Origin of the sequence: uncultured Megasphaera sp. (genome assembly GCF_958350005.1) — a bacterium.
GTDB lineage: Bacteria > Bacillota > Negativicutes > Veillonellales > Megasphaeraceae > Megasphaera.
Genome location: NZ_CATWFF010000020.1, coordinates 1 through 18,958 on the forward strand (window position 1 = coordinate 1; position 18,958 = coordinate 18,958).

Here is an 18,958-nt window from a genome sequence, read left to right on the forward strand (position 1 = left end):
ATTCTTTCTTAGATGTTTGCATATTCCATGCAGTCATAATCTTAAATTTCTTTGTTAATAACTGGACACATCACTTTCATTATTTTTTAAATCCTCCGCTAAAGACTTGGCCTTAGAATCGAATTCTGAACTTTGAAAAACAGTCTTAATATACCCGTCTAAAATATACACCCACCCAAGGGAACTACCATATATCTCATTTCTTCCGTTATATCTAGTTATAGATATAACAGCTTTTTCTATTAATGAAATAGCCGTTTCTTTTGTAACTCCATGATTTCGCTCATGATTGATATGATTATCATCAAAGGATATGGTATGAAGATTTATCTCTTTAGGTGGATAATGCAATTTTTGGAATTTAATCCCAATTTTCTTTAAACTGCTTTCTATTTTCGTTTTAATTATAGCATTTCTCTTGTCTTCCTGCCACTCTTCCAGTGTTTTCGTCTTGTCGACATACACAGTTTTCCAGTCTTCATACTGCATATTTGCCGGTACATAGACGGTCTTGCCCGTCTGTTGGTTTCTGGCTGCCCGTGTGCCTGTCTTTGCCTTCCCCGGCCCATACAGGCTGCCGGCAATGGTGGAACGGCAGTTCGGATGCAGCGGCGGTACGTTGGTTCCCGAGGCTGCTTCTGATACGGGGTATACATGGCCGTCATGGGCCCGGCAAATGGCCGATGTGCGCCGGTCCAGGGTAGCAATGAAACGGAAGTACTTCATGCCCGCATCGTGGATGCTGTCCAGCGCTGCCTGGTTATGGACGTAGTTCATTTCTGTCCGCACGAGACGGCGGGCGTTGCTGATGCCGACGTTCATGCGCGTGGCAATACGCTTCGAGATTTTTTCGACGCTCTCGCCGCGATGCACGGCTGTCAGCATTTCGTCTTTGATGGTCTTGGCCAGCAGCTTCTGGTTCTTCCAGATACGCTCGCTGTAGTTCTTCCCGCTCCACCGCGTCCGCAGCACATCTTCCAGCGCCTTGGAATCGACTTTTGACACGGCGTTTTTCAGCTCTCCTGCCTTAGCAATATCGTAAGTACCGCGATAGTAGTTATCTTTGTACGCCTCGGTCAGAAAATCGGTCATGTCTTTGGAGGTTTTACGCCCCAGCCTGTCCAGCTCCTGCAGTGTTTCGCTGTATAGCTTGTCCAGGCGGCTGATGCGGCTGCGCATGGCCAGCGTATTCAGCTCTCGCTCCAATCCTTTATCGCCGCTGTCCTGAATCTGCTTCAGGTACGCTTCCATGCTCATGCGCCACTGGCGAAATTCTTTCCCTGTCAGCAGTTTATACGCTTCAGCAATACTCAGCTCATTATCCACCGCAAAACGCCCATATAAGGCGGCAATATCAGTCTGGATGCGGCTCAGTGAAGCCTGGTAATAGTCGGCCAGCTGTGCCTCGATTGTTTCCTGGCAGATTTTGTGCCAGTATTTCTCCCGCTCTTCTGCCCGCTGCTTCCAATAGGCTTCACTGTCCATGGCTCATCCTCCTAGCCCAGCTTATGCTTCAGCGCTACCATACGAATCTGCTTCGGTTCATAGACCCGCTTCCAGTTATCCGGATTAGCCAGCTCTGCCCGGGACGGCGATTCTACGTTTTCTCTGGCCACGTTCTGCCATGCAATTCCACGAGGATGCATAATGAAGCAGTGACGATTGTACAGCATGTTGACGCCGGCACCTACGTCGGGATCTCGTCTTGTTTCTGTACGGACAAAGCCGACCGGATTGCCTTCACCAAAGGCCACAGCACCCTGGCCGAAGAGATACGTCGTATACACCTTGTCAGCACCTTCTCCTTCTACGGGGCAGCCATCATCGACAATGACCCGGCGATCCTGATAGGTTTCAAATTCAACAGAATTGCTGTCACGCTGGGTGGTAATCAGGTTCTGTTTTTTCAGGTATGCCTTGGTTGCCGAGTGCATAGCTACCGCCGTCAGCTGGTCCTGTGCATCGCCCAGGAGCTGCAGGGCATCAATGAACACAGATGCCGAAATGTAAGCCGCTGTTTTCGTGCCGCCGGAAATATCCAGTACATGATCGGCCATAGTCGGTGCTGCAAACACGCCTTTCAGCAGATTAATCAGCTCCGCCTGATATTCACGGGCCCAGTACCGGGATACAAGGTCAGCAATAGCCTTCATGGGGTCCGAGCCGGCAAGAGCTGCGGCCAGGGACGTAGCAGACCATTTCTGCTGCCGCATGATGGTCGTCGATACGTCTTTGTTGGACGTAATTTTCTGGAATTCAATCTGTTTCCCTTCAATGATGTTCTGCGATTCTCCTGTCAGGTCTTCGAAGAACGGCATATTATGCGTGCGTGCCGCTTCCGATGCCAGTCGAGTGAATTCAGGGCTCGTCGAAATGATGCCGGACGAGTACAGCGCAGATAATTCCATCGTACGATTGATTACGTACGGGTTAAATAATTCCGGCACAATAATGTCGGTAAGTGTTGTTCCTGCCATTAGTCAGTTCCTCCAATCGTAATATTGGCAGCCGCGGCCAGGGCCTGCGCCTGCTTGGGATTTTCTTTAAATAAACGGCCCTGTTCTGTCAGGTTAAAGGTTTCCTTGGCAAAGGGATTTGTCGGCCCTCCGCCATTGCCGCCATTGGGCTTATATTCCGGCGGCTTTTTATCTTCCTTGAACAGAAAGGGCTTCGCTTCTCTGATTGTCTTGAGTTGTTCGTCAAGGCCGGCGACTTTTCCGTCCTCGCCGAGGACGAGTTTATCTTTATCAAACAGCCCGGCCACGATATCCGCATCCTGGGCACTGCCGGCAACCGCTACCTGAATGGCAGCCGTCAGCCGCAGGTCTTTCATCTTGGCTTCTGCTTCTGCTGCATCGGCCTTGTTTTTATCCTGCAGCTCTTTAATCTGCTTTTTCAGGGCTTCGTTGTCGCCAGTATTCTTTTTCAGTGTTTCCAGCTGCTTATCCCGTTCGGATACGGTCTGCTGCAAGGTCTTCTTTTCCTCGTTGACCTCATTAAAACGAGATTTCGGCACATAGGCGCCGTCTAAAAAAGCGGCCACCGTTTTTGCGGCGTCCGCTTTCTTGTCTTCTGCAATACCTAAATTGGCAATCAATTCTTCCGTTGTCATATAAATCTCCTCTCCGGTTTTTACCGAGGTAACCTGCCTCGTCTGTTATCATACGAGTTACGAATTCGCGTTAATCACGCCGGCAGCCCGCAAGGCTGTCAAAATTGCATTGACAGATGTACGCAGCGCTGCCGCATCCGCCCCGTCTGCCACATCGGCAATAGCTGCCTGCTTAGTAATTCCCGGGTCGCCCTTGTCCCCCTTGTCGCCTTTATCACCCTTAGGGCCAGCAGCACCGGCAGCACCAGTCTTACCAGCAGGGCCAGCGGGTCCGGCTGCGCCTGCTGCACCAGTATCGCCTTTATCGCCCTTGTCACCTTTATCGCCTTTAGGGCCTTGTTCTCCCTGCGGCCCCGGTGTCATAGCTCTGGTATTGGCTGCTTCAATCCCCGTTTCCATGTTGTTCAGGGCATCAGCTGTAATCACGTCGCCGGTCGCCCATGTCTTTTTTGTGTATGCCATCTCTGTTTCCTCCTGTTTATGCGCTTACAACTGCCTCGCCAACGACGGCCGTACCCACAATAGGATCGGCGCCGCTGGCAGGTACTTCAAATTTTTCTCCAGTCTCACAACATTCCTGTATCATGCGGCAAATTTCGTACTCACTGTACCCCTTTACCACTGAGACCGGGAAATCTTCATCAAATTGTTTAATGTATCGTAACAACCACTTATACATCGCCCTCACCTCCCTCATCATTCATGTCGTCATACAGGTTATCTCGTTTGGCCTGTTCCTCTTCCTCTGCCTGCAGCTCTTTTTCCTCATTCTCGACGTTGTCTACAAAGGGGTGATTCTTCAGAATCGTCTTGCGGGAAATAATCCCCTGCGACTTGCTGCACATATCGACCAGTTCCGCATCATTGCGAATCGACGTGCGTGTCCAGGTCTGCGTAATGGATGCGGCCGACTGCCCATGGAACTGCAGGATAGCCCGTACCAGCTCAGCAAAACCCAGACGGAACTCTGTTTCCATCATGCCGGCTTTCAGCTCCAGCAGTGCATACAGGAATTTCATGGCTTCGCCGCTGGTTGCGTCCAGTCCCTGCTGCTGCGGGTCCACGCCCTGCCCCATATCAAAGATGGATTTACGTGTCAGTTCCAGCATTTTATCCCGCGCTTCTACTGGAATGTCAATGGTAAGGGTAGACACGCCGCTGGCATCGCTGCCGCCGTTGTTATCCAGGTTGATGGCTTTATAGTACTTGATATTCTTCAAAAAGCCTTCCAGGTCTTCGCCGCCGTAGTTGGTCAGAACAAAGATGACTTCCTGCACATCTTCCAGATCATTCATAAACCCGCTGTATGTCTTATCATAGGCGTCGATCAGCGGCTTGACCTGATCTAAATCGCTCGTACGCAGATTATTATTGCCAAATGGGATAAAAGGCACACGGCCAAAGTCGTGGCGGTATTCGTTTGCTGCATCAGACAGGCCGGCGTCGTAAAACTCCGTAAAGCATGGCCAGTCCATGAGGCCCTCCTGCACGGTATCGCTGACCCGTTTGCGAAAAGCCTGGCACTCCGTATCGGTCCAGTATTCATACACGTCGTACTGTTCGCCTGTGTCGTCTATATCTGAGTATACCCGCAGTACTGCCAGCAGCGTATGGTCCAGCCTGGGCGACCAGACAGGAATAATCTCGGCCGATGGTACAACGCCCCAGCCAAATCCGTTACTGTCCTGCCAGTAATGCACCCAGGCAATACCGGCATTGCTGGCATTGACGGCCAGGTCCTTGCAGCGTTTGGAAAAAGCATCGCCCAAATCATGAGTAATCAGCTGATTTTGTGCGTCATTCTGTACATCGAATAATGGCGGTGCCGTAAACATATAGGCCACTTTCTGGTCTACCAGCAGCTTATAAAAGCTGTGGGGCAGACGATTGTCTGCTTTCCGCTGCGGATTCTGTACGTCATCACTTTTCTTCGTTTTGTCCAGCAGGATATCATTCTGCACCCTGTAGTATCGCTCAGCCGTCCAGGCATGATTCATAAAGTCTGCATGCCCTTCTGTATATTGGGCGATTAACTTCTTTGCACCTTGTATATCCAATCTCTTCACCTACTTCAAAATGCGGATTCGTGCCCGCGGCATATCCCGTTCCATGGCATAGCGTGTAGCATCGATGGCGTGATTGTCCTTATCCGGATAAGATGAAATAAACTGGCCGTCCCGATTCCGTTCATATTCATAATTGACGAATTCCCGGTACGTATTGGGGCATCGCCGTTTATCAATATAAATATGTGCCAGGTTCTGCAGCCATTTCATGCCGTGGTCTACGCTGTCCGGACCTTTCCGGGCCCCTGTAATCGAAAGGCCATAATCCCGCATTTCCGCGATGGATTTGGGTTCTGCACTGTCGGCCGTAATCCGTCGTCCCTTCGACTTCTGCTGTATCCGTTCAGCTGCCTGCCGGTTCGTCAGTTTCTGCTGGTATATCTCATCGAAAATATACAGCTCTTCGTGTTTGGCGTCGTACTGCATGGCGACGTAAGCCAGCGGGTCTACGGCAAATCCGAAGTCCAGACCGTCATGAAGGCGGTCAAACTGACTGACTTGCTCGTTCGTCATGGCCATATCTTCTACATTTTCAAAAACAGCGCCGCCTGTACCCGTCACTTCGCCAAGATACTCGTGATTGTAGGCCGTCTCATTTTTCGCCTTCAGCTTTTCTGCTTCCAGTAAAAACTGCTCTCCCAGCCAGGCCGGCGGAACGCCCAAATACGTCGAGTGGTCAACCAGGCGGTCCGCATCGTCAAGAAGCTGCTCTTCGTTGACCCAGTTGTTCCGGCTTTTCGGTGGATTGAAGGAATAAAAGCACCAGTAAGCCGGGCCGCCGCGCAATAAAGACTGGTTTAAATTGCGGATTTCATCCATGCCGGCAAACTGATCCAGCTCTTCGTACCACACTAGGCCCACATAGCCAAAGGGAAGTTTCAGCGATTTAATTTTGCTTTTGTCGTCAACACCAAGAAACAGGATTTTCTGCCCTGTCTTGCTATAGGTCATTTCCGGCGGCGACGTGCGTGTCTTGAAATACGCAGTCAGTCCCAATGATTCAATAGCCCATTCCAGCTGGGGAAATACGGAGTTCCGCAGCGTATTGCCTACCTTACGCATGACTACGGCGTGGCAGTCAGGATGCCGCAGGAGCTGAAGAATAAGCTCAATACTGATGTAACTGGATTTTGTGCTGCCCCGCCCGCCTTTAAGCCAGTAGTGGGTATAGGCATGCTGGTTGCACGCGCGATGGACGCCGGCAAAATGCGGCGCTACCAATGTGGATACTCTAATCTGCATGTCCATCCCCTCCTAAATCATCAATAATCTGTATAGCCTCTTCGCTGCCCGTATCCTGCATAGCTGATACTTCGGCTTTGAGTTTTTCATTCCGCAGCCGCTGCTCTTCTACGTCTAATTTCAAGGGATACCGCTTCAACAGCAGCTCAGCCGCTTTCAGCCTGTCCCTGGCGCTGATCTGCTTTTTGACAATCTTCGTTTCTGACCCGCCATCGCCATTCAGCTCAGATACAACAACTTCTTCCCGTATCTGTCCCCGCATGGCTGCTGTCAGGTGCTGCATAATTTCTTCCGGCGTCGCTGTCTTCAGCTTTTCGATCTCTTTCATGCGGCTGTCAATAGCTTGTTGGATGGCAGGTTTTAGCAGGTTTTCTTGTCCCGTCACTCGTGCTGTTTTCTCGCTGTATCCAGCCCGTCTTGCTGCTTCTGTTGCATTTCCTGTTTCAATATAGGCCTCAACAAATCGCCGCTGCCGTTCCGTCAATTTCATTACATGCTTCACCACCGCCTAGCCTAGTTTTTTCCCAACAAAAAAGAGACGCCGTGTTTGCCACAGCATCTCTTTTTTCTAATATCTCAGTATATAGTCTATCATGTCAAGGGTGGGGATGGTAGGGGATTTCCGAAGTGAGTTTGTAAAATTTTTTTGAAAATTTTCGTTCAAACTCTTCAAGAGCTCTTTTGTGCAATGTTTGCCGTACATGGTCCTCTGTTTTATCCATCACCATCGCAATTTCCCGCCATGTTTCATCGCCGATATACCGCCCCAATAGCACGATGCGCAGATTCCGTTCCTCGATACTGTCAATCTGCTGTAATACTGTATCTTCATACTGGCGGTACTGTGACACAATATTCTTCTGTCGCTGCAGTTGCTTTTTGAACCTCTCGAAATCTTCTGCACTCCAAAAACTTTGCTGACTGGTTCTTCCGGTGTCAGGCGATATGCGCCCTGTAATTTTTTCAGATGGTCCGGAAAACATTTCCCGTTCCATCCGCCGGATCAGCTTACTCCGCTGCTGTATCTCAGCGGGAATATCCTTGTACTGTGATAAATACTCATCAGCTGTCATTGTCATCCCTCCCTGTTTGACATTGCTTCATATCAGGCTCCTGCATGGACTTCCACTTGCTCAGCGTATGCGGACTGCATTCACAACAGGGATAGTCCTTGGTATGGCAGTGGGCGTACACACACGTATTGCAGCTTACTTCTGCGTTATCCATATATCTTCAGCTCCCCATATTGTTTCTCCCATGATTCAAGATACTGAAATTTCTGCCCGCATTCCAGTGCCATACACTTCATAAATTCTGGGATACGTACCTCCCCTTCCAAAATAATACCGGCATAAAACTTCAGCTTCTCCTGCAACCAGCGTAGACGCCCCTGGCGAAAGCCAAATACATCCCATAGCGCATACAGCATCAGTGTATACGTATACTCCATACCAGCCTCAGCCCCAGTGCGTTCTGCCTTACCACTAATACCAAGGGCCTTTTTGATCCAGCGAATAAAATCCCGCTTCAACTGCAAATCCAATCCTGCATCATCAAGCTTGTCCCGATAACCTATATACCGGTCACCATTATGATTGATATGTTGGCTATATCCATCAACAAGGTTCTCGATTCTGGCAAATCTACCTCGGCCAAAACCATACTTGTCATGTAAGGCCTGATAAATTAATACCTCCGTGCTGACAATCGCCGCATTGGCAGCCGTATGTCGCCGGGCTTGATTCGATAGGTACATTCCCATCCCTCCTATTCTCCTAATCTGCCCTGCTGATATGCCGCTGCCGGAATTACTTTCCCCTGCTGTTCGGCAATCCGCAGGTTCTTTAATAATGCAATTACTTCATTCATATATCCGGCAAGCGGTGCTTTCGTGTCGTCATAGGCCTGCCGGTCTTTCCATCCATGCCCGCCAATAATCGGTTCTATTCGATACCCATAGGTAGGGTCTTGAACCAATATAGACCCATTACAGCGCAGGAAGCACAATACATCAGCCAGTTCCGCCGAGTAGAACGGCGCATGGAAGAATAACCACATCCATTGATAATGATCGCCCGGATGATAATCTTTAAATTCGTCCGTATAATCATTGACCGGCCATTGTGCCGGATTTCGCTGTGCTTCGACCTTCAAAACGAGATTCTCTGTCAGTTGTATAATAGTAGGGTCCCGCTCCAACGTTTTAAGTTTTGGCGTTTCCCACTCTGACAGGATTTCGGCAAACGCCGATTTCACACGCTGCAAATCCATCATATTGCCTCCCTTTTTTCTGTTCCCCCTCAGAGTGGGAACAACTACAGTGCCAAAACCCTAGTATTTATGCGGGTTTTCAGGCCCAAGAAGTTGTTCCCACTAATTTTCAAAAGGGTATGTGTATTTTTAAAACCACCCTTACCCTTATAGAGTTAAAGGGTAGGTAGTAAAATCTTACGTTTAATATATAAGTAGTGGGAACAGTGGGAACAATCTATATCTATACCCTATAATCCGCTTGTTTACTGGCTTCATCCTGTTCCCACTCTTCCAAAAATTAGTGGGAAAAAATGCCCACTCGCAAAATTAGCGGGAACAAGCTAAAACAGCGGTTTCTGCCTGCCTGCGTCAGAAATACTGATAACTCTTACCAGTTGGCCATTTATATCACGCATACGTCTGCGATATCGTACTTTACCTGACGACGGTTCTGATTCGGTGTCGATTTTCCCGGCCAGAGCGAACTCTTTCAGAAGCTTCGCCGGACTAAACCCATTGTCTTCCATGGCCTTTGTCAGCCCCTCAGGGTAAATACAGAGCTTATTGTCCTTCCAAAATCCAAGCAGCGGCGGCGTATACCGGTCGTCTGGCGTACGGATAAACTTGGATGCGTTGGCACTGATCCAGTTTTCCACAAACTCCCAGGCCCGCGCCACATCCGATAGCTGGTCCTTCGTCGGCAGGGATCTCATAGCCTGTCCTGCCATAGCCAGCGCTTCCTGCATGGCTGTATTCGCCTCTTCGCCGAACAGCCACAGACTGACGAGATAGTCCGTCGTCGCCAACAGGCTAACGGCAGATAAATGGGCTTCGGAATATCCCCAGAAGTGCTGTGACAGGTATGCTGCCACATCGTTATACACGACACCGACGGACGCTTTATCCTGCAGCACGTCGTCCATAAACCGCGGCCCGGCAATACCGTACTGGTCGCTGATATGGCATTTTCTGGCCAACTCATCTGGCAGAATAGGCGACGTGTTGATTTCAAGAACCCGGTTCTTGACGCCCTGAATAGAGTTTTCCTTGGTCAGTGGTTCTTCGCCGTTGGCAATGCCGATAACACGCCACGACGCCGTCCGCTGCAGGCCCGTTTTGCTGGCCCGGCCCTTGCCTTTGCCGCCTTCCAGCATGTAGGCAATATATTCCAGCTGTTCCTGCTTGTCTTTACCGCCGCCGGCAACCTGTCGTTCATTAATGCCGACAGGGAAATCCGACGACAGCTGCAGCTTTCGTTCCAGCCCGTTCTTCGTTGTCAGAAACGACGTCATGAGCTGATCTGGGATTCCCCATGGCGACAGGGCAAACTTAATGGCTGCCGTCTTACCGCCGCCGGACGTCCCCCAGAAATAGAGCAGGAAGTTCCGGCGATGCGGCGAAATGCGCAGCAGCGGCGCCGCAAATCCGGCAGCAAGCACCAGGCGGGCATAGGGATGCTGACGGACCTCGCAGGCAAGCTGTTTCCAGCCTTCCAGTGTCCCTGATTCAACGAAGGCTGATGTCATATCGCCGTCATCGTCCAGCTCAATCCGATAGGACGTGCGCTGCGGCAGTACAAATTCCGTCTCATGATTGCGCCAACCCAGGCGGGACACGCTGTATTGCAGTGGAATACGCTGTACATTGATGTTTCCCAGGTCCTGCAGGTATTTCACCAGGTACTTACTCGACTCCGACGTCACATCGATGCCGTAATCGGCCAGCTTGATGATACTGCGGCTATTGAAAACAGTACTGCGGGCCTGGACGACGCGCCGCCATTGACGATAATACTGAAAGCACAGCTCGACCTTTTCCTGGTCTGTATCGACATTGAAGATGCGCGCCGTCAGGACGATCGGCGAACCGCTGGCTAAATTCCGCTTTTCGCCGTTGTTTTCCGTCTTCTGTATCTGCTCTATGCCATGAGCAGATACAGCGAATCCCGGCGGGATAATCAGGTCAATAGGGCAGTCCGGAAGAATGCGCTGCGTCGTAACATCCCGTGCGTTATCGCCGGCCTCAGCATGGTCTTTCGGGACGACATGCATATGCTGCTGCCTCTGTTGTGCAAGGGCCTTGGATAAATCATTCAGATTGACATGCCCCTTGCATCGATCTTTGAATCTGGCAAACTCCATGCTGTCCTTGTCCTGCAAGAGTGCCAGGCTCCCCATGACCTCCGGTGTAAACACCGCGTCTGCTGTCGGAATGGAAATATCACGGACGACAGCCCGCGCCTTGGGGATGGCCGCCAGGGACCATGACGACGGACATTTTACCTGACACGCATCGCAGCCGGTGAAGTGCAGCGTCTTCTGGATATATTCGCACGTTGCCGGCGCCATATGTTCCAGGGCCTCGTCAATTTTCTCCTGCACCTGCCGCTCATCGTATCGGCGGCGGTCAATTCGGGACAACTCGTGACAAGCCGCAACGCCGTCGGACGCCCTGGCCACATTCGTCAGCATGGCCAGCCACTCGTCATAGGAAATCGTTGCCGCATCAATCTGGCAGTGCTGCAAAAACCGGCAGTTTGCCAGCATATATTTGGCGTTGCCGTCCGTTTCACGCCGCTTAAATGTCGCTTCCCGTTTTTCCGTCTTCTTTGGAATCTCAACGGCCAGATTTGACAGCAAATCGTAGTCATACCGCAGGTCATAGGATGCATCGATGACCTCACACTGTACAGGATCACTCTTGTAATTGTACGTACCAGGAACCCGCAGCACGCGGGACAGGTCCGCCACAGGGTCAATGTGCCATCCCTTGCGGCTGGCCCGATTACGAAGCAGCTGCTGTACCTTTCGGGCTGCCGCCATGACATCCTGTCGGTTTTCATCTGTAATCGTAATGGGCTCATCCAGCAGCCAGTATACGTGGAGACCATGACCGGAACTGACAACGACAGACGGCGGCAGGTTCTCCGGTATCAGCGACAGCGCTGATGGAATATCTGGCGGCAGGTTGGTTTTGGCGTGAGAAGCAGCGTCGGCAATATCAATGTCAGCCCAAAAGGTGCCTAACTGATACACATCATCCTGTTTCGCCCGCAATAGAATGGACTTTAGCGGCGTTCGCACAGCACCGAGCGAATAAAACACGTCCATATGCTGTGTTGTAAGCGCTGCGGCCTTGTCCATCATCTCCGCGGTCTGCGACACAGGAAACTGATGCGACAGCTTTTTCTGCGGCGTCCACAGATAGACGTAGCCGCTCATGCCTTTATATATAGCATCTAAAAATGTAGTATCCATACTTATCGCATCCAGACTAATTCTTGTTTCGCCCGCGTAATTGCCGTATACTGCCAGCGCGCCTGAAATAAAGGATCACTCCCTGACGGCCAGCTATCGTCGAACACAACAATGCGGTTCCATTCACTTCCCTGCGCTGCATGGCAGGTAATGCAATAGGCAAACTGAAAAATAAGTTTCCGCATCCACCGGCGCTGATCGGCGTCGCAAAACAGCGATTTCGGCTCAAACACGAGGTCTTTGAAAACACCGCGGTAATCGCCAATAGGGATAAAATCCATGACATGGTCATACGTCACATGGGGCCGTTTTCCCCGCCACGGCGTTTTTATACGGTGTTCCTCTTCACGAATATGTCGGCAATACCCAATCATGCCGTTTACCAGGGGGTACGTGCCCGTTCCGCCTTCGAGGATGCTGCTCCAGTCATTTCGCTTGCAAATCAGCTTTTCCATTGATTCCGGCAGATCCTGGCTCATGTGCCCCAAAATCATGCGCGCCTTGGCATTCAGAGCCTGAATCGTCGCGTTGCGGCCGGCAATAATCTGCCCGGCCCAGGGAAGTATCTGCGGCAAGTCTGTATCCATCATCGATTTCGGCAGCTGGTATATGACGCCGCTGACGGACTCATCCGGAAGTAACGGAATGCCTTTGCGGATCTTGTCAGCCAGGTGCGGGATAGCGCTGCCCGAATCTTGCCGGACAATCTCATCCAGAATAACATCCGGATGCTGCAGCAGCTCCGATTCCTCATCGCAGACCGGCGGCAGCTGGAATGGGTCGCCAATCGCAAGAATGGGAATATCAAACGAGCGTAAGTCATTCAGCATCTTTTTCCCGACCATCGAGGCTTCGTCGACAATAATCAGTTTCGGCTTTGGATTCAGCCGTTCTTTCAGCGTCGACACAACCCGCTTTCGCGGACCGCCTGGCGTGTTGACAGTGACTGTGTCGACGTCATAAATCAGCGAATGAATCGTTTTGGCACACATGCCGTTTTGCCGCATCACCAGCGCCGCCTTGCCAGTAAAGGCGCAAAATGCCGTATTCTCACCAGCCAGCTCATCAGCAATAGCCTGGGCTGTAAAGGTTTTCCCCGTTCCTGCGTAGCCGGCTAATTTAAATATCTGTGTATTGCCGTCTTTATACCATTTTTTTGCCTTGTTCAGCGCGTTTTGCTGTTGTCCGTTGAGCATGGTTCACTCCTCCCCTGTAAAATGCAGGCCGCATCCTCTACGGTCCGGGCAACGCCGGCCCAGGCCCCCTGCTGCTGCAGGAAGGCAAGCATTTCTTTCTGCTTGACACTGACCCGGCCCGTCTTCTGCTTCACTTCGACGGCCGCAAATACGGCAATCCGTTGGCCGACCATATCCGGCGTAATCGTTACCGGCACGAAACCAAACAAGTCGGGAAATCCGACAGGCAGGCCCGTCTGAAAGGGCCGCGGATTGGAAAGAACCAGCGTATTGCTGCCCGGCGTCAGATTCATATGCTGTGCGTCGCCTGTCCATCCGCGTCCGACATTACCGCGGAACAACGTGCCCAGTTGGTTTTTCGATATATACAGTCGTATTTTATTCTGCAAATCATGTTCTCTTGTCATGCCTATCTCCTATCCTTTAATGCCTTTCACGTGGGCCATTTTAGACACCCAGCCCAATTTATAGCCCCGTGCAATGGCAATCGATTCCAGTTCTTTCTTCGTCTTCGCCCGGCCAATTTCCATCCGTCGTTCCCGCTTGATGCGGGCAATTTCCTGCAAATCCCCGTCGGCCTGCTTGAGTTCCCGGGCAGCCGCCGGCTTTGCATATCCGCAATACGGGCATACTCGCAAATGCGACTCATAGACCTGGTAACATTTTTCACACATCGTAATCGGTACCGTTGTGCCGGACCGCTTCCGCTTCGGCTTGACGTCCAGCGTCCATTCCCGATCTTCATCAGGAAGCCCGTGACGGAAACAGTTGCCGGCATGGTCGATAATGACGGCGACTTTATGGGGATTCTCCGGATCGGGGCGCATAGCCCGCATGGCCTGCTGTATGTATAACGTCAGGGATTGCGTCGGCCTGGCCAGAATAACGGCTTCCATACCAGGCACGTCAAACCCTTCGCCGAACAAATCGACATTGCACAGGACCTTGATTTCTCGACGGCGGAACCGCTCGATAATCGCATTTCGCAGGGATTTATCCGTGTCTCCGTCGACATGCTGCGCCGGAATTCCGGCTTCCCGGAACAGGGCCGCCACATGCTCGCTGTGCTTTCGCGTGACGCAGTAGCAGCAGGCCTGTTTCCCATCAGCCAGTTTCCGATAGTTCTCTACAATATCGCCGATAATGTCGGCGTCGTTTACAGCCTGTTCCAGCTCCGATTTGACATAATCGCCCATCCGGCTGTGCACAGCGCCCATATTGGCCTTGCTGGGCGGCGCAAAATACCGGTACGGTGCCAGATTGCCCCACTCGATCAGCTGTTGTACGGACGGCCCCATAATCAGCGTATCAAACACGTCTCCCAGTCCCGAGCCGCCCAGGCGCGCCGGCGTTGCCGTTACACCGAGAACATGGGCCTCAGGATACCAGGACATAATCTTTCGCCACGTAGCAGCCGTTGCATGGTGCGCTTCGTCGATGACAATAAACTGGACGTCTGGAAGCTGCTCCAGCCGTTTGGCCACGGTCTGGGTACTGCCAATCTGTACCGACTGCGAAGCGTCCATAGGAACGCCGGATGCAATCACGCCGTGATGGATGTCCATAGATTGAAACGTCCGGTCCGCCTGATCCAGCAGTTCTTTGCGGTGTACGATGAACAGCGTCCGCACGCCCTGCAGTTGTGCCTTTGCAATCATCCAGCCAACCATAACGGTCTTACCTGCGCCACAGGGGGCTACAGCGCATACACGCCGCGCCCCCTGTGCATAGGCATCCCATACAGCCTGTACTATTTTCGTCTGATAGGGCCGTAAGGCAATCATTAGAACGGTGCTCCCTGCGTATTAGGCTGGGCATACGGCGGCGTTGCAGGCGTCGCAGGAGCTGACGGCGCAGGAGGAGCCGGATATGCCGGCGGCATCGTATACCCTGTTGCCGTAGCAGGAGCTGGCGGCGCAGGTGGTGCAGCATAGGGCTGTGCGGCTGGCTGCGGCGTTGCCGGCGGCTGCGCGGCGTATCCCGCATTGCCATACGTCGGTGCCGGCTGCCCCTGCTGGGCATTTTCTGCCTTCGTATCGACAAAATCAAAGCCCGTAATATTGATACTGACTGACGAATGGGCCTGCCCGTCCTGATTACCGATCCAGGCGCTGATATCATTTACTTCCCCGTGCACGACAATGCGCGAACCCTTATGAAAATACTGAGCAAGGATTTCCCCGCTCTTGCCAAAAGCGGTAGCATTGACGAAAACAGATTTATTCTTGCCGTTCGTATCTTTGCTTCGCACCTGTGTGGCTACGGTAATACTGGTATACGGATTTCCGCCATGCTGCGGCGTTTTGATTTCAGGGTCACGAGTAAGTCTTCCGTAAAATGATGTGTTCATGTGCAATACCTCCTAAAAGGGAACATGTTTCTGTTGAAATTCTGCGTCTGCCGCCCGCCGATCCACATGGATGTACTGGCAGATTTCATCAATAAGCGCATATATTTCCGATGCCGTTATTTCGGCAAAAGGCTTGCCGCCCCAGCGTTTGGACGCATAGTCCGGCAGCTGATCCGGCTGCCAGCCTCCTTTGGCCCAGACAAATTTAAGCAGCTCCATCAGATAGATGTCAGACTGACTGTCGACAGGCGGGCCAGGTTGTGCCGGCACAGGCACTGCCGTTGCTGTCGCAGGCTCGACGGGCTGGCTTGTGGCCGCCGGAGCCGCTGGGTCTGCCTGTGATGCTGATGCAGGCTCGACGGGCTGTGCTGCGGCAGCTGGTTCGCCGACGTCAAGCCATTGTTTCAGAGCCGTGCCCACAGCCGGCGTCGGCACAAAATACTGGCCGTCAAACAGCCGCGTCCGGTCCTTGCTGACATTGGCCACGTGGTCAATGCTCAGGTCAAACACGACGGTGAATTCATACTCAATCCCATCGCGCTGGACCGGTGCGGCTCCGACCTTCACAATTCGTTTTCGGCCGCTGGAATCGTCCTGCATATACTCCGTTTTAGACCGCATGGTTGCAATAATATGGCACGGGCTGTTCAGCATTGTTTCTACCAGTTTGTTATATTCCGGCGTAATTTCCCGCCAGGCCGCCCAGCCGTTGCCCTTATATTTGGCATCCGTCGCCTTATCCTTCTGTTCCAGGAGACCGCCTTCGCCGCTCCAGGCATGGGACAGGCTGTCAATAATTACCAGCTCAAACCCTTCCTGCTCTGCAGCGTGGACCGCGTCTATATACTTCTTCGGTGTATATGGCGGATGCAGCGTCAGCACACTGTATCCGCCTACGTTGGCGTATAAATTGGCACTGCCGTTTTCTGTGTCAATGACAGCTACCTTCTCCATCGGCACGATGCCGCTGGCAATAAGCAGTGCTGAATAGGTCTTGCCGGACCCAGACGGCCCGGAAATAGCCAGACGCAGTTTTGCCGCCTGACGGACAGCTTTCTGAAAGACTCCCATAGTATCACCTCAATTCCACGTCATAGGGATAGGACAGCAGATCCAGGGCCGCGCAGACACGGTCGTAATCTCCCATATGGACGTGATGAATCGTCACAACCATATCCTTGTAATCGTCCTCCGTATCGGATATGTCAGAGCCAGAATCCGGCAGCGGCGGCAATGGCGGAAGCGGGGGCACGGTTGCCTTAACAGCTGCCGTTTCCACGGCTTTACGTTCTTCTGCGGCACGGAATATGGCTGTCTTAATATCGGAAAGGCCCTGAGACAATAGGCCGTGTGTCAATACCTGTTCCGCCTGCAGCGGCGACTTTAGCCCGTATTTGGCATTGGCCTGCTCGATGTACATCGCCGCCATTTCCATCCGGTCCCGAAGCAGCTGCTGCCGATCGTCGTCAGCCTGCTGAACTGCCTTGAGCCGAACCAGTTCATGATCGATTTCGACAACTGTTTCCGACCATTTCGCCGTCTTGTTCGTCCATTTTGGATTCCACACGACCTGTTCCAGGTAGGCATCTCGCACGCCCAATGCCGCTGCTTTTGCTTCCAGTTCCCGCTGAATCTGTCCTTTTATCTCGGCAATACGCCGGTCTTCATAAATCTGCAGCTGTGCATTCAGCGGTTCTTCCACGGACGCCACAATCTGCTGCAGGTTCCGGCACTGCATCGTAAACTCGTCGACAGGCTTCTTGAGCTTCGTTTTTGTCGCCCGTTCAAATTTCTGCAGCCGTGTACGAAGAGACACGACTTCTCGCTTGACCTTCCCCATGTCCTCTACGTTGTCATCGGTTACGACAAGATTGCGGTATCGTTCTGTCACCGCTTTCAGATAGGCTTCAATTTCTGCATAGTTCCACTCCAGCACAGCATCAAATGTCGTAAGCTTTGGTTCTACAGGCACCAGTGCCGGCAGCATGGTTGTTTCTTCCATTCTCAGGTCCTCCTTACATCTTGGCTAAAATCATGCGAATCTCTTGCACCAGGGAAATAAACTGACTGTCCGACATGTCTTTCGTCTGCAGCCGTTCGACGCACACGTCGTATAAATGCTGATAGGCGGCAAATTTTGCCGACGGCTCCTGTACGTCTTCATCGGCAAACAGCGGCGCCGTTTCTACGCCGTCCGGCGTAATGGCAATCAGTCCCCGCGACTTCAGTCGGAACTTATATTTCCGCACATGATACGGGTCCCAGTGCAGGGCTTCTGCTACCTCTGCATTTTTCGCCTGGGGATTCTGCTTATAAAATTCATACAATTCTTGGCATTTGGTCATTGTCGGCCTCTCATTCTCATGCTACAATGAGCATGGATACATATTTTTTGTGAGCCGTTCCCTGCTGCTACAGAGGACGGCTTTTTTCTTGTCCCTTTACAGCAGGATTCTGCCGCCGTTATATAGTGTCGCCAGAATCATCGCGCCCCCTAATAACAGCGAGCCCAATACGACAATAGCCGCCCGCAGCGTATCGTTCTCGTCCTGCATGTCCATAGCATATTCCAGAACATCTTGCGTTGTATCGTTGTTTTCTACGGGCCAGAATCTCGTATCATCGGTAATAGGCTTTTTATTGACCCACTCCGGCACATCGGGATGGCGGGATTGCTGTCCCTTGGAAAGTCCTTCCATCGCTGCCCGGTCAATCATGTTGTAATCGTCACGTTCATCGAGTGTGACGGCTTTTTTAATATCGTTTTTCATACCGTTTCTCCCTTCCTTAAAACTCTTCCATCCTGCAGCCGCACGGTCTTGCCGTCGTACACATGCCGGCGCCAGTGCCGCATCAACGCTCTGGGCCAGCTCACGGTCTCCGGCTCCCAGCAGTGCGGGATGTACCTCCTGGGCGCTTTCTCATGTTCGCGGACGTAATCCGCATACGTGTAGGTCATGTTGATTCACCGTCTTTCTGTCGAGCCTTCCATTCCTCGAAGGCCTTTACGTTTTCCGGATCGCGATAGTATTCGATAATATCTCTGAGAAACTGTTCCATAAAAATCTCCTTCCCACGCCGTAGTGCTCCACCTCCCGTCATGGTATAATCCCCATGAAAGGAGGTGATAAAATTGACACTAAAAAGGCTAGTATTAAATGGTAATTTTGTTCAATGTGAACTTCCAAAGTCTTGTCCTCACTGTAATACAAAGGTATTGCCAAATGTCCTATCCCATAATTCTGAAAATTCAGAAAATGAACAATGTGGCTTAATTCTCCAATGCCCATCTTGTAATGAAATATTTTTCGCAAAGTACAGGAGCTGTGATAATCACTTGATTTTTAATTTTCCGTCTGTCTATCCGTCTCCTCAAGCGACTTTAAATCTTCCCACACAAATTAAAGAATTCTATCCAACGTTTTACGAAATCTATCGACAATCAGCGGAAGCCGAAGAATATAAATTAGATAAAATCTGTG

The 18,958-nt window shown here is 51.6% G+C and carries 21 protein-coding genes; 1 reads left to right on the plus strand and 20 read right to left on the minus strand.

Annotated features, from left to right (window positions below):
* Nucleotides 1–54 precede the first annotated feature (54 nt).
* The 20 genes from Q3886_RS02335 to Q3886_RS02430 all read right to left on the minus strand — a co-directional run bounded on the left by Q3886_RS02335 (nucleotide 55) and on the right by Q3886_RS02430 (nucleotide 18,247).
* The gene (locus Q3886_RS02335; RefSeq protein ID WP_301859553.1) at nucleotides 55–1,485 is read right to left on the minus strand and encodes a minor capsid protein; all 1,431 of its coding nucleotides are present in this window, start codon (nucleotides 1,483–1,485) and stop codon (nucleotides 55–57) included.
* Nucleotides 1,486–1,496: 11 nt separating this feature from the next.
* Nucleotides 1,497–2,477 (minus strand): major capsid protein, encoded by a 981-nt coding sequence (locus tag Q3886_RS02340; protein ID WP_301859554.1) that lies wholly within the window; start codon nucleotides 2,475–2,477, stop codon nucleotides 1,497–1,499.
* Nucleotides 2,477–3,112: a phage scaffolding protein gene (locus Q3886_RS02345; protein ID WP_301859555.1), complete on the minus strand. Its 636-nt coding sequence runs from the start codon at nucleotides 3,110–3,112 to the stop codon at nucleotides 2,477–2,479. Before Q3886_RS02345 ends, Q3886_RS02340 begins: the two co-directional genes overlap by 1 nt.
* Before the next feature lie 57 nt (nucleotides 3,113–3,169).
* Nucleotides 3,170–3,574, minus strand: coding sequence for a hypothetical protein (locus Q3886_RS02350; RefSeq protein WP_301859556.1), 405 nt, complete (start codon nucleotides 3,572–3,574; stop codon nucleotides 3,170–3,172).
* Between the two features lie 16 nt (nucleotides 3,575–3,590).
* Entirely contained in the window at nucleotides 3,591–3,791 is a 201-nt protein-coding gene (locus Q3886_RS02355; RefSeq protein WP_301859557.1) for a hypothetical protein, read from the minus strand.
* A complete protein-coding gene (locus Q3886_RS02360; protein ID WP_301859558.1) occupies nucleotides 3,784–5,178 on the minus strand; it encodes a phage portal protein in 1,395 nt (464 codons plus the stop codon). Before Q3886_RS02360 ends, Q3886_RS02355 begins: the two co-directional genes overlap by 8 nt.
* On the minus strand, nucleotides 5,179–6,420 hold the full coding sequence (locus Q3886_RS02365) for a PBSX family phage terminase large subunit (protein ID WP_301859559.1): 1,242 nt from the start codon (nucleotides 6,418–6,420) through the stop codon (nucleotides 5,179–5,181).
* Nucleotides 6,410–6,910, minus strand: a complete 501-nt coding sequence (locus Q3886_RS02370; RefSeq protein WP_301859560.1) for a terminase small subunit — start codon at nucleotides 6,908–6,910, stop codon at nucleotides 6,410–6,412. The genes Q3886_RS02365 and Q3886_RS02370 overlap by 11 nt, the downstream gene beginning before the upstream one ends.
* A 106-nt stretch (nucleotides 6,911–7,016) precedes the next feature.
* Nucleotides 7,017–7,493 carry a hypothetical protein gene (locus Q3886_RS02375; RefSeq protein WP_301859561.1) on the minus strand — a complete coding sequence of 159 codons (477 nt, stop codon included), beginning with the start codon at nucleotides 7,491–7,493 and terminating at the stop codon, nucleotides 7,017–7,019.
* A 146-nt stretch (nucleotides 7,494–7,639) separates the two neighbouring features.
* The gene (locus tag Q3886_RS02380) at nucleotides 7,640–8,176 is read right to left on the minus strand and encodes a hypothetical protein (protein ID WP_301859562.1); all 537 of its coding nucleotides are present in this window, start codon (nucleotides 8,174–8,176) and stop codon (nucleotides 7,640–7,642) included.
* A gap of 11 nt (nucleotides 8,177–8,187) precedes the next feature.
* On the minus strand, nucleotides 8,188–8,694 hold the full coding sequence (locus tag Q3886_RS02385; protein WP_301859563.1) for a hypothetical protein: 507 nt from the start codon (nucleotides 8,692–8,694) through the stop codon (nucleotides 8,188–8,190).
* A 320-nt stretch (nucleotides 8,695–9,014) separates the two neighbouring features.
* Entirely contained in the window at nucleotides 9,015–11,930 is a 2,916-nt protein-coding gene (locus tag Q3886_RS02390; protein WP_301859564.1) for a DUF927 domain-containing protein, read from the minus strand.
* Nucleotides 11,931–11,932: 2 nt separating this feature from the next.
* Nucleotides 11,933–13,126, minus strand: a complete 1,194-nt coding sequence (locus Q3886_RS02395; protein WP_301859565.1) for an ATP-dependent RecD-like DNA helicase — start codon at nucleotides 13,124–13,126, stop codon at nucleotides 11,933–11,935.
* On the minus strand, nucleotides 13,096–13,533 hold the full coding sequence (locus tag Q3886_RS02400; RefSeq protein WP_301859566.1) for a VRR-NUC domain-containing protein: 438 nt from the start codon (nucleotides 13,531–13,533) through the stop codon (nucleotides 13,096–13,098). The genes Q3886_RS02395 and Q3886_RS02400 overlap by 31 nt, the downstream gene beginning before the upstream one ends.
* 9 nt (nucleotides 13,534–13,542) lie before the next feature.
* On the minus strand, nucleotides 13,543–14,910 hold the full coding sequence (locus Q3886_RS02405; RefSeq protein ID WP_301859567.1) for a DEAD/DEAH box helicase: 1,368 nt from the start codon (nucleotides 14,908–14,910) through the stop codon (nucleotides 13,543–13,545).
* The gene (locus Q3886_RS02410; RefSeq protein ID WP_301859568.1) at nucleotides 14,910–15,476 is read right to left on the minus strand and encodes a single-stranded DNA-binding protein; all 567 of its coding nucleotides are present in this window, start codon (nucleotides 15,474–15,476) and stop codon (nucleotides 14,910–14,912) included. Before Q3886_RS02410 ends, Q3886_RS02405 begins: the two co-directional genes overlap by 1 nt.
* A gap of 12 nt (nucleotides 15,477–15,488) precedes the next feature.
* On the minus strand, nucleotides 15,489–16,547 hold the full coding sequence (locus tag Q3886_RS02415; protein ID WP_301859569.1) for an ATP-binding protein: 1,059 nt from the start codon (nucleotides 16,545–16,547) through the stop codon (nucleotides 15,489–15,491).
* 4 nt (nucleotides 16,548–16,551) lie between these two features.
* Nucleotides 16,552–17,478: a DUF1351 domain-containing protein gene (locus tag Q3886_RS02420; RefSeq protein WP_301859570.1), complete on the minus strand. Its 927-nt coding sequence runs from the start codon at nucleotides 17,476–17,478 to the stop codon at nucleotides 16,552–16,554.
* A 13-nt stretch (nucleotides 17,479–17,491) separates the two neighbouring features.
* Nucleotides 17,492–17,821, minus strand: a complete 330-nt coding sequence (locus Q3886_RS02425) for a hypothetical protein (protein ID WP_301859571.1) — start codon at nucleotides 17,819–17,821, stop codon at nucleotides 17,492–17,494.
* Nucleotides 17,822–17,917: 96 nt separating this feature from the next.
* Entirely contained in the window at nucleotides 17,918–18,247 is a 330-nt protein-coding gene (locus Q3886_RS02430; protein WP_301859572.1) for a hypothetical protein, read from the minus strand.
* A 362-nt stretch (nucleotides 18,248–18,609) separates the two neighbouring features.
* Between Q3886_RS02430 and Q3886_RS02435 the strand changes: the two genes are divergently transcribed.
* On the plus strand, nucleotides 18,610–18,958 hold a 349-nt coding region (locus tag Q3886_RS02435), incomplete at its 3' end, for a hypothetical protein (protein WP_301859573.1).

Coding starts and splice junctions, on each gene's coding strand:
- Q3886_RS02375 (WP_301859561.1), bottom strand. CDS start 7,493: ATGACAGCTGATGAGTATTTATCACAGTACAAGGATATTCCCGCTGAG.
- Q3886_RS02410 (WP_301859568.1), bottom strand. CDS start 15,476: ATGAACACATCATTTTACGGAAGACTTACTCGTGACCCTGAAATCAAA.
- Q3886_RS02365 (WP_301859559.1), bottom strand. CDS start 6,420: ATGCAGATTAGAGTATCCACATTGGTAGCGCCGCATTTTGCCGGCGTC.
- Q3886_RS02390 (WP_301859564.1), bottom strand. CDS start 11,930: ATGGATACTACATTTTTAGATGCTATATATAAAGGCATGAGCGGCTAC.
- Q3886_RS02385 (WP_301859563.1), bottom strand. CDS start 8,694: ATGATGGATTTGCAGCGTGTGAAATCGGCGTTTGCCGAAATCCTGTCA.
- Q3886_RS02345 (WP_301859555.1), bottom strand. CDS start 3,112: ATGACAACGGAAGAATTGATTGCCAATTTAGGTATTGCAGAAGACAAG.
- Q3886_RS02370 (WP_301859560.1), bottom strand. CDS start 6,910: ATGAAATTGACGGAACGGCAGCGGCGATTTGTTGAGGCCTATATTGAA.
- Q3886_RS02340 (WP_301859554.1), bottom strand. CDS start 2,477: ATGGCAGGAACAACACTTACCGACATTATTGTGCCGGAATTATTTAAC.
- Q3886_RS02425 (WP_301859571.1), bottom strand. CDS start 17,821: ATGACCAAATGCCAAGAATTGTATGAATTTTATAAGCAGAATCCCCAG.
- Q3886_RS02355 (WP_301859557.1), bottom strand. CDS start 3,791: ATGTATAAGTGGTTGTTACGATACATTAAACAATTTGATGAAGATTTC.
- Q3886_RS02335 (WP_301859553.1), bottom strand. CDS start 1,485: ATGGACAGTGAAGCCTATTGGAAGCAGCGGGCAGAAGAGCGGGAGAAA.
- Q3886_RS02405 (WP_301859567.1), bottom strand. CDS start 14,910: ATGATTGCCTTACGGCCCTATCAGACGAAAATAGTACAGGCTGTATGG.
- Q3886_RS02380 (WP_301859562.1), bottom strand. CDS start 8,176: ATGTACCTATCGAATCAAGCCCGGCGACATACGGCTGCCAATGCGGCG.
- Q3886_RS02350 (WP_301859556.1), bottom strand. CDS start 3,574: ATGGCATACACAAAAAAGACATGGGCGACCGGCGACGTGATTACAGCT.
- Q3886_RS02415 (WP_301859569.1), bottom strand. CDS start 16,547: ATGGGAGTCTTTCAGAAAGCTGTCCGTCAGGCGGCAAAACTGCGTCTG.
- Q3886_RS02420 (WP_301859570.1), bottom strand. CDS start 17,478: ATGGAAGAAACAACCATGCTGCCGGCACTGGTGCCTGTAGAACCAAAG.
- Q3886_RS02400 (WP_301859566.1), bottom strand. CDS start 13,533: ATGACAAGAGAACATGATTTGCAGAATAAAATACGACTGTATATATCG.
- Q3886_RS02395 (WP_301859565.1), bottom strand. CDS start 13,126: ATGCTCAACGGACAACAGCAAAACGCGCTGAACAAGGCAAAAAAATGG.
- Q3886_RS02430 (WP_301859572.1), bottom strand. CDS start 18,247: ATGAAAAACGATATTAAAAAAGCCGTCACACTCGATGAACGTGACGAT.